The 9,296-nt window shown below is 54.2% G+C and carries 14 protein-coding genes; 12 read left to right on the top strand and 2 right to left on the bottom strand.

What is annotated here, in order from left to right; all coding sequences use genetic code 11:
- Positions 1 to 96 precede the first annotated feature (96 nt).
- On the top strand, positions 97 to 801 hold the full coding sequence (locus tag NNN71_RS21795; protein ID WP_271459324.1) for a DUF4145 domain-containing protein: 705 nt from the start codon (positions 97 to 99) through the stop codon (positions 799 to 801).
- Between the two features lie 8 nt (positions 802 to 809).
- Here NNN71_RS21795 and NNN71_RS21790 read toward each other — a convergent pair whose 3' ends face one another.
- Complete coding sequence (locus NNN71_RS21790; RefSeq protein WP_271459323.1) at positions 810 to 1,853, bottom strand: phage portal protein; 1,044 nt, start codon at positions 1,851 to 1,853, stop codon at positions 810 to 812.
- Entirely contained in the window at positions 1,853 to 3,616 is a 1,764-nt protein-coding gene (locus NNN71_RS21785; RefSeq protein WP_271459322.1) for a terminase ATPase subunit family protein, read from the bottom strand. Before NNN71_RS21785 ends, NNN71_RS21790 begins: the two co-directional genes overlap by 1 nt.
- Before the next feature lie 140 nt (positions 3,617 to 3,756).
- Between NNN71_RS21785 and NNN71_RS21780 the strand changes: the two genes are divergently transcribed.
- From NNN71_RS21780 to NNN71_RS21730, 11 genes are all read left to right on the top strand, one after another.
- The gene (locus NNN71_RS21780; protein ID WP_271459321.1) at positions 3,757 to 4,590 is read left to right on the top strand and encodes a GPO family capsid scaffolding protein; all 834 of its coding nucleotides are present in this window, start codon (positions 3,757 to 3,759) and stop codon (positions 4,588 to 4,590) included.
- A 16-nt stretch (positions 4,591 to 4,606) separates the two neighbouring features.
- Positions 4,607 to 5,683 carry a phage major capsid protein, P2 family gene (locus tag NNN71_RS21775; RefSeq protein WP_271459320.1) on the top strand — a complete coding sequence of 359 codons (1,077 nt, stop codon included), beginning with the start codon at positions 4,607 to 4,609 and terminating at the stop codon, positions 5,681 to 5,683.
- A 3-nt stretch (positions 5,684 to 5,686) separates the two neighbouring features.
- Entirely contained in the window at positions 5,687 to 6,337 is a 651-nt protein-coding gene (locus NNN71_RS21770; RefSeq protein ID WP_271459319.1) for a phage terminase small subunit, read from the top strand.
- A gap of 93 nt (positions 6,338 to 6,430) precedes the next feature.
- The gene (locus NNN71_RS21765) at positions 6,431 to 6,895 is read left to right on the top strand and encodes a head completion/stabilization protein (RefSeq protein ID WP_032280589.1); all 465 of its coding nucleotides are present in this window, start codon (positions 6,431 to 6,433) and stop codon (positions 6,893 to 6,895) included.
- A complete protein-coding gene (locus NNN71_RS21760; protein WP_032280591.1) occupies positions 6,895 to 7,098 on the top strand; it encodes a tail protein X in 204 nt (67 codons plus the stop codon). Before NNN71_RS21765 ends, NNN71_RS21760 begins: the two co-directional genes overlap by 1 nt.
- A 3-nt stretch (positions 7,099 to 7,101) precedes the next feature.
- Entirely contained in the window at positions 7,102 to 7,317 is a 216-nt protein-coding gene (locus NNN71_RS21755; RefSeq protein WP_032299972.1) for an HP1 family phage holin, read from the top strand.
- The gene (locus NNN71_RS21750; RefSeq protein ID WP_271459318.1) at positions 7,298 to 7,813 is read left to right on the top strand and encodes a lysozyme; all 516 of its coding nucleotides are present in this window, start codon (positions 7,298 to 7,300) and stop codon (positions 7,811 to 7,813) included. The genes NNN71_RS21755 and NNN71_RS21750 overlap by 20 nt, the downstream gene beginning before the upstream one ends.
- A gap of 22 nt (positions 7,814 to 7,835) precedes the next feature.
- Entirely contained in the window at positions 7,836 to 8,261 is a 426-nt protein-coding gene (gene lysB, locus NNN71_RS21745) for an Rz-like lysis system protein LysB (RefSeq protein ID WP_271459317.1), read from the top strand.
- Complete coding sequence (gene lysC / locus NNN71_RS21740) at positions 8,149 to 8,394, top strand: Rz1-like lysis system protein LysC (RefSeq protein WP_271459325.1); 246 nt, start codon at positions 8,149 to 8,151, stop codon at positions 8,392 to 8,394. The genes lysB and lysC overlap by 113 nt, the downstream gene beginning before the upstream one ends.
- Entirely contained in the window at positions 8,357 to 8,791 is a 435-nt protein-coding gene (locus NNN71_RS21735; protein WP_185667931.1) for a phage tail protein, read from the top strand. Before lysC ends, NNN71_RS21735 begins: the two co-directional genes overlap by 38 nt.
- Complete coding sequence (locus NNN71_RS21730; RefSeq protein WP_271459316.1) at positions 8,784 to 9,233, top strand: phage virion morphogenesis protein; 450 nt, start codon at positions 8,784 to 8,786, stop codon at positions 9,231 to 9,233. Before NNN71_RS21735 ends, NNN71_RS21730 begins: the two co-directional genes overlap by 8 nt.
- Positions 9,234 to 9,296: the final 63 nt, after the last annotated feature.

Raw genomic sequence — 9,296 nt, 5'->3', positions numbered from 1 at the left:
GTTCAGCATATTACATAAACTCTTTAAATAGTTATTGGTTAAAAATCGTTCTGTATCGATTGATTGAAATGTCAAAACATAAATAAGGGGGTATGCATGTCAATATTAGTTGAAGATTGCCCAAGATGCGGCACTCAAAAAATTGCATTTGATGTTCGCGGGGCGAACTGCTGCGGTTTTATAGAAGCATTCAATGGTGGGAAAATTCCTGAGTATGAGGTGTACTGTGTATGCAGGGAATGTCATCAAACCACAATATATATTTGCGATTCTAAAGACCGAGGGAGAGACCTTAGTAAAATTGATTGGAACATGGCGTTCTTTCAGTTGACTGATATGGCTGATATTAAAAGAACAGTTACGCCTGCCGATTTAGATGTAGGAGAGCCACCAGAGTTTTTACCCCAGAATATCAATGATGCATTTGAGGAGGGGGCGAAGTGTTTGGCGATAGGATGCTTCAATGCTGCAGGTACGATGTTTAGGCTATGTCTGGATTATGCGACAAAAGACTTACTGCCTGATAGTAGTGAAGAGCCTAATCAAAAAATAAGGAGAAGCCTTGGGTTAAGAATGAAGTGGCTTTTCGATAACAATAGGTTGCCTGAGGCGTTAAGGGATTTAGCTGAGTGTGTGAAGGATGATGGTAATGATGGTGCGCATGAGGGGGTGCTTGATAAAATAACAGCTGAGGATCTTGAGGAATTCACTTATTTATTGTTGGAACGGTTGTACACTGAACCTCAACGCCTTGCTGAGGCCAAAGCAAGGCGAGAGGAAAGAAAAAGAAGTCGGCCCTAGTTTTGCTTCTATTTAAAATCAGTCCCTAGATCGTAAGGTAAGAATTTAATTATTTCTTCACCCAGCCAGTCATTTAATTCTTGTACGCGTTTTTGCAATGGCATTAATTCATTGCGTACAAAAACGCGACTGGCTTTTTCTACATCTCCAAATCCTCCTGTGTTATTAGGGATAATTCCCATCATTTGTGGTGGAACTCGATGTGCTGCCATCATGTCATCGCGACTCACATTCTTGATGTTTAGAAACTCATCCTTTGCCGCCACCTCTGACAACGGGATGATCTGGATGCCGTCTTTTTTTCCGTTAGGTGAATACATAAACAGGTTACGGAAGTTGCCTGGTCCTTTGGCGCTTTTCATCGCCTGGCGAATGTTGTCTACGTCCCCCTGATTCTGCGCTGCGTCAGTCATGTACATGATAAAGCCAGCATGGCTGCCGTTGATGTAATACTTGCGGCGGAACAGCGTTGCGGATTCATTCAGTAGAGCTGATGGGATGGCAGACAGATAGCCAGGCAGCCCATAAATCTCCTGATTAATATCAGGTTCAATAAGGTGAAAAACGCTGCCAGGCGTAAATTCATAGGGCTGGGTTGCCATGCCATATTGCACATACCAGTAGGTATCTAGGTCCACTCCACGGCGGGTAAATTTTGCCAGAGCCGGTTCCAGTGAAAGCACGCCACCAAGCCGGTTGGTGCGCTTTTCCAGATAGGCGTTGCCAAATACTAAGTAATCCTGCACAAAGCGGGTGAACGCCTGCTGGCTGAGCAGGCGGTGCGGGATGTAGGTACTGCTGAGAATGTCACGTTTCACGGTAAGCGGTGAGCTGTGATGCACGGCTGCACGATAAGTGCGCGCCAGTCCGTCAAAACTTACAGGTGGTTCATACCACTTGTCCATCTGCACGCATTCCACATAATCTAGTAGCTCGCGGCGATCCAGTACCGGGACCGGGTCGCCAAAGCTGAATGCCTCGGCAGATGCGGCATTTTTTTTTAGTTCGATAGCTTCTGTTGTCGCATTGGTCTGGGCGTTGTGTTCGCTCATCAGAAAATCTCCACAATATTGCTGGTATTGGCGGCCTCGCCGTGCAGCGGTTCGTTAAACAGTGCGTGCATCGTTGCCCAAGCCAAATCTGCGTGGCTGGCTTCCTCGCTGCGGCTGGCTTCATAGGTAGGGCGGTTGCCGCTGGCGGTGGTGGCCCGGCGGATTGCCATAAAGGCCTGTGCGATGTCGGTGTGCCCGGCGTCGAACTCCAGGCGGCGGTGGCTGATAATGTCGTATGCCTTGAGGACAAGGGCGTTTTTTACGTTTGGGTTATAGACGAACTCGCGGACGGCAGGGAAAAACGCTTTCACGTTTTCATAAACGCCGTGGCCCACGCCGGTTGAGTCGATGCCGATATAGGTCACGTTATATTGCTGTGTGAGGGCTTTGATAGCGTCAGCCTGGGCGCGGAAGTCCATTCCGCGCCATTGGTGGCGCTCCAGAATACGGAACTTGCCGCCCGATACTGATGGCGGGGCAATGACGACGCAACCGGCGCTGTCACCGTTCTGCGTACCTTTCGCCGGGTCATAACCGATCCAGACTTCACGCCAGCCAAACGGACGCAGCGCCAGCGCCTGAAAATCAGACCAGACTTCCCAGCTGTCCACCATGCAGGCCTGCAGCTCGCTGAGCGGGAACACCGACGCCAGATCGTCAATAAATTCACACATCAGCAGGTTCTGATATTCGTCCGGGCTGTATTCCATGCGCAGCTGGTCGAGGTCGAACAGGTTACAACCACCGCGCACGGCATCCTCAACCGTGACGATCTGGCGGTATTGCCCATCCGGGCAAAGCACGCCGCGCGCCAGATTGGCGTGGGTCAGGTCAATGTCTACCTTGTCAGCCTTGGCGCGGCCCCGATTGAACAGGGCGCCGGACCAGAACGGATAGGCACTGTGGGTCAGGCTGGACGGCGTGGAGAAATAGGTTTGCCGCCATTTTTTGTGAATCGCCATCCCTGACGCTACTTTGCGCAGCTCCTGGAATTTCGGTATCCAGAAATATTCATCAAGGTAAAGGTTGCCATGGTAGCTCTGCGCGGTGCGGGCGTTTGTGCCGAGGAAATAGAGCGTGGCGCCGTTGCTGAGCGTCATCGGGTCGCCTTTCAGCTCCACATCAACCTCTTTTGCAAAGTCGATGATGTATTGCTTAAAGACGTGCGCCTGCGCCTTGCTGGCTGAGAGAAAGATTTGATTGCGCCCGGTGGTGATGGCGTCGATCAGTGCCTCGCGGGCAAAGAAATATGTTGCGCCTATCTGACGTGATTTAAGCAGGTTGCGGATGCGGTGCTTAACACCTGCCTGCCACCAGTGGCGCTGATATTCGAACATGCCGCCACGGAATATTTCCTCCAGCTTTTCGATCTGCTCATCGGTGAAAACGTTCTTTTCAGGCTGGCGGCGCGGGCCTTTGTTGCGGTTGGCAACTTTCGGATTTAAATCTGCCTCGTTCCCGCCATCGTTGAATTTCCCGATCCGGGCGTGACGCTCTGACTGACGTGCCAGCAGGTCAATTTCCTTAAAGTCTTTCCCTTCTTTCTGCTCCTTCATGATGAGCTGGCAATAGCGGGCTGCAGTGGTGAGCTGCATCTGATCGAGTGGGCCATACTCGCCCCACTTATCACGCTTTTTCCAGCTGTGAACGGTTGCAACTTTCTCGCCCAGCATTTCAGCAATGCGGGCTACGCGGTATCCCTGAAAATACAGCAGCATTGCCTGCCTGCGGGGATCGAGGTCTGCGGGGGTCATGGTTTCCATGGCTCAAACATACGGCCTTGATTGCAGCCTTTCCCTGACTGCGTTTTGTGTGGTTTATCGCACAAGGTGCGCGGGTTGTTTCACCCCCTCCATCACAGCAAACATAAGGCTCCAGTAAGTTTTCTAACGGAGCACAGCTCATGACAGTGAAAGCAAAGCGTTTCCGTATTGGGGTGGAAGGTGCCACCACTGACGGACGCGAAATCCAGCGTGACTGGCTGATTCAGATGGCTGCCAGCTATAACCCGTCGGTCTATACCGCGCTGATCAACCTAGAACACATTAAGTCCTACATGCCGGACAGCACTTTTAACCGTTACGGCAAGGTAGCGGCGCTGGTTGCAGAGGAAATCAGTGATGGCCCGCTGGCGGGCAAGATGGCGCTTTATGCCGATGTGGAGCCAACGGATTCACTGGTGGAGCTGGTAAAAAAAGGCCAGAAGCTGTTCACCTCCATGGAGGTCAGCCCGAAATTTGCTGATACCGGTAAAGCCTATCTGGTAGGGCTGGCGGCTACTGACGATCCAGCAAGTCTGGGTACCGAAATGCTGGCTTTCAGTGCCAGCGCTGCGCACAACCCGCTGGCGAACCGTAAGCAGAACCCTGAAAACCTGTTTACCGCCGCTGCAGAAACGGTGATCGAACTGGAAGAAACCCAGGACGAAAAACCGAGCCTTTTTTCCCGCGTGGCTGCGATGTTCAGCAAAAAAGAACAAAGCGACGATGCGCGATTCTCTGATGTGCATAAAGCCGTGGAACTGCTGGCAACTGAGCAGCAGAACCTGGGCGACAGCACGCAAAAATCCTTATCTGAGCAGGCCGCCCGTCTGTCTGAGCTGGAAACCTCGCTGCAGGCGCAGGTCGATGCCTTTTCCGAACTGCAGCAGAAGCTGAGCCAGGAAGATAGCCGCAAAGATTATCGCCAGCGCACGCCGGGCGGCTCTGCGCCTGCTGGCTCTCTGACCAATTGCTGATGGAGCATAAAACCCGATGAAACAGAAAACTAAATTTGCATTCAATGCCTACCTGCAGCAGTTGGCCCGCCTGAACGGTGTGGAGGTGGAGGAACTTTCCAGCAAGTTCACCGTTGAGCCGTCCGTGCAGCAGACGCTGGAGGATGAGATCCAGCAGTCCGCTGCATTCCTGACGTTGATTAACGTCTCGCCGGTTGATGAGCAGTCCGGACAACTGCTGGGGCTGGGCGTAGGTAGTACCGTTGCCGGAACCACCGACACCACTAAACAGGACCGTGAGCCTACCGATCCGATGGTGATGGAGGACGTGGAGTATAAATGCGAGCAGACCAACTATGACACGGTGCTGACCTACGCGAAGCTGGACCTGTGGGCGAAATTCCAGGATTTCCAGGTACGCGTGCGTAACGCCATCATCAAGCGTCAGGCGCTGGACCGCATCATGATTGGCTTTAATGGTATCACCCGCGCTAAAACCTCCAAACGCGCTGAAAACCCGCTGCTGCAGGATGTGAACAAAGGCTGGCTGCAGAAAATTCGTGAAGATGCACCGGATCGCGTTATGGGCAGCACTACCAAAGAGGGCGTAACCACTAAAGGCTCGGTGAAGGTGGGTAAAGGCGCTTCAGAACTGGATGAGAAGGGCTACGAAAATTTGGACGCCGTGGTGATGGATGCCGTCAACGAGCTGATCGATGTGGTGTACCAGGACGATGATGAACTGGTGGTGATCTGTGGTCGTGAGCTGTTGTCCGACAAGTATTTCCCTCTCGTCAACAAAGACCAGGAAAACAGTGAAAAGCTGGCTGCCGATCTCATTATCAGCCAGAAACGCATGGGTGGCCTGCAGGCGGTCCGTGCGCCGTTCTTCCCGGCAAATGCCCTGCTGATCACACGTCTGGATAACCTGTCCATTTACTGGCAGGCAGATACCCGCCGCCGTTCTGTCATCGATAACCCGAAACGCGATCGCATTGAAAACTTTGAATCGGTCAATGAGGCGTTTGTGGTGGAGGACTACCGCTGCGCGGCTCTGGTTGAAAACATCGAGTACGGTGATTTCAGTACCCCAGCACCAGATACCGGGGAGTAATGCATGAGCCTGAGTCCCGCAAGGCAGCACCGCCTGCGCGTTCAGGCTGAACAGGCCGCCCGGCAGGGCGGCAGTGTTCGCCACGCGTCAGGTTATGACCTGATGCTGCTGCAGCTGGCGGAGGACCGCCGCCGCCTTAAAGGCATTCAGTCCACGGTAACAAAGGCGCAAATCAAAGTTGAGCTGCTGCCTAAGTATGCCGCCTGGGCGGAGGGGGTGCTGGCTGCCGGAGGTACGCAGCAGGACGATGTGCTGATGTTCGTGATGCTCTGGCGTATTGATGCCGGTGATTATGCCGGTGCGCTGGAAATCGGGCGTCATGCACTGCGTCAGTGCTGGGTTATGCCAATTGGCAATCGGAACGTGCAGACGGTGCTGGCGGAAGAAATTGCAGACGCGGCGCAAAGCGCCCTGATTGCCGCAACGGGCTTTGACGCTGAGCCGCTTCTGCAGACGCTGGACCTTACCGCCGATCACGATATGCCGGATCAGTCACGAGCACGACTGCATAAAGCAATCGGCCTTGTGCTGGCTGAATCCAGCCCCGCATCAGCGCTTAACCACCTCAACCATGCGCTGCAGCTCGATAACCACTGTGGCGTGAAGAAAGATAAACAGCAATTGGAGCGCCGTTTGCGCGCCGCCGGTAGCTGACCGAACGTGCCCCGCGCACGGGCGGCACGGGGTGGCGAAAGGCAACGCCACATCAAAACCCCGTCCACCGCCCTCTAATCTGGAGAAAGCCGCATGAAGTTTGTTGCGCCCGAACAGGCACCGGAACAGGCCGAAGTCATCAAAAATACGCCGTTCTGGCCTGATGTTGATTTGTCGGAATTTCGCAGCGTGATGCGAACGGATGGCACGGTGACGGCACCACGTTTAAAGCAGTTGATCCTTTCTGCTATGTCAGAGGTTAACGCAGAGCTTTACACCTTCCGCCAGCGCCAGCAGATGCTGGGGTTTATGACGCTGGCAGATGTGCCTGCGGAGCAGTTGGACGGTAAAAGCGAGCGTATCCACCACTATCACAATGCTGTTTTTTGCTGGGCGCGTGCGCAGGTCAATGAGCGTTATCAGGACTATGACGCCACTGCGTCCGGCGTGAAGCGGGGAGAGGAACTGGCGGAGGCCAGCGGCGACCTGTGGCGGGATGCCCGCTGGGCTATCAGCCGGGTACAGGATGCGCCGCACTGCACGGTGGAGCTGATCTGATGAAAGTGCGTGCGTACCAGAATGACACGGTGGACGCGCTTTGCTGGCGTCATTACGGACGCACGCAGGGCGTCACGGAACAGGTACTGCAGGCAAATCCGGGGCTGGCTGAATATGGCCCATTTTTACCACACGGCCTGCAGGTGGAGCTGCCGGATATTGCCACCACAACCACGGTGCAGACCGTCCAGCTATGGGACTGAACTATGACGCTTGAACGAATCAGCGCCTTTGTTACGTACTGCATCGCCTTATTCATGGCGAAGCTTGGGAACTTTGATCTGCAGGCTGCGGCGACGATCACCGGAATGGTGCTGGGTTTGTGCATGTTTCTGGTCAGCTGGTACTACCGGCACAAGACCTATCAGCTGCTTGCCAGCGGGAAAATCAGCCGGGGTGAATATGAGTCTGCGGGCCGTTAAAAACTGCGTTATCGGTGTGGTGCTGGCGATTGCCGCCACGCTGCCGGGTTTTCAGCAACTCCATACATCAGTGGAAGGATTAAAGCTGATTGCGGATTACGAGGGATGCCGCCTGCAGCCTTATCAGTGTGATGCGGGTGTGTGGACTGACGGCATCGGCAACACGTCAGGCGTGAAGCCAGGGCGGACCATCACGGAACGGCAGGCGGCAGGAAACTTCATCACCAACGTGCTGAGGGTTGAAACCGCGCTGGCGCGCTGTGTCCTGGTGGATGTTCCGCAGTTTGTCTATGACGCGCTGGTGTCTCTGGCCTTTAACGTTGGGACCGGCAATGCCTGCAGCTCCACCATGGTGAAGTTTATTAATCAAAAGCGCTGGCGGGATGCGTGCTATCAGCTGCCGCGCTGGGTGTATGTCAACGGTGTATTCAATCAGGGGCTGGATAACCGCCGCGCGCGGGAACTGTCCTGGTGCTTAAAAGGAGCAAAGGAATGAAAAATAAAATAGCGGTGGCCTGATGCGCATATTGGCGGCGGTGATAGCGCTGGTTCTGGCTTTGCTGGGCTGGCAATCGTGGCAGTTGAACAAGGCCCGGCAGACGATTGAGCTGCAGGGACGTGCTCTGGAAGCCAGCAAGGAAAAACAGGCCCGCGCCAGCAGTCAGCTGATCGCGCTGTCTGTTCTGACCGAAACCAACAACCGGGAGCAGGCGCGGCTTTATGCGGTGGCGGAAGAATCCACCGCGCTGCTGCGCCAGCGGCAACGGCGTATTGAGGAGCTTAAACGTGAAAACGATGATTTGCGGCGCTGGTCTGATACTCCTTTGCCTCCTGACGTTATCAGGTTGCGAGACCGCCCCGCGCTCGCCGGAGGTGCAGCTTACCGTGAATGGCTGTCCGAAAATAACGCAGTGCCGCCTGCAAAAGTCGTCAGCCAGGACTAACGGCGATCTGCTTACGGCGGCTGATGAAGCCGAGGCTGCATGGGCCATCTGCGCCGATAAGGTGGATGTGATTATTGCCTGCCAGGAGCGAAACAGTGAACAAGCCTCAATCCTTACGCCACGCGCTCAATAAGTCGGTGCAGTACGTCCGGGAAAACCCGGACAAGCTGCATATGTTCGTGGACAAAGGCGCAGTAGTGGCGACTGGCGCGCCGTCTATTTCATGGGAATACCGGTACACCCTGAATGTGGTGATAGTCGATTTTAGTGGCGACCAGAATTTACTGATGGCGCCGATCCTTCAATGGCTGAGTGTTAACCAGCCTGACGCCATCAATAACCCGGAGCTGAGGGAAAAACTATTCATCTTTGAAGTGGATATCCTGCGCAATGATATTTGCGATATCAGCATAGACCTGCAGCTGACGGAGCGTGTTGTGGTCAGCACTGATGGCGGCGTGTCGAGTGTGGAAGCCGTGCCGGAGCCGGAAAACCCTGATGATGCTATGTGGACGGTGAAACGTGGATGAGCTGCAGCAGGTTGATGCTTGGCTGACGGCGCTGCTGGCTAACCTGGAACCAGCAGAGCGGAAGCGAATGCTGCGCGAGCTGGCGCAGCAGCTGCGCCGCACGCAACAACAAAATATCAGGCTGCAGCGCAACCCGGATGGTAGCGGATACGAGCCACGCCGCGTCACGGCACGCACAAAACAGGGACGCATCAAGCGGCAGATGTTTACCAAATTGCGCACCGCTAAATATCTGAAAGCGACTGCCGGCAGCGATTCTGCCAGCGTGCAATTTGAGGGCAGGGTGCAACGCATTGCCCGCATCCACCATTACGGCCTGCGCGATCGAGTCAGCCGCAAGGGGCCGGAAATCCGCTATACGGAACGCCGTTTGCTGGGTGTTAACCATGAAGTAGAGACTATCACTCATGATACCATGTTACGCTGGTTAGCTATGTCGTGATTATTCAGTAGTAAATTTTTTGATAATGTCATCTATTGGATTTTTATTAAATGACCATTCTGA

The organism is Kluyvera sp. Awk 3, from assembly GCF_028069715.1.
Classification (GTDB): domain Bacteria; phylum Pseudomonadota; class Gammaproteobacteria; order Enterobacterales; family Enterobacteriaceae; genus Kluyvera; species Kluyvera georgiana_A.
Note: the sequence above shows the minus strand (reverse complement) of the source record. Positions and strands in the feature narration are given on the sequence as shown.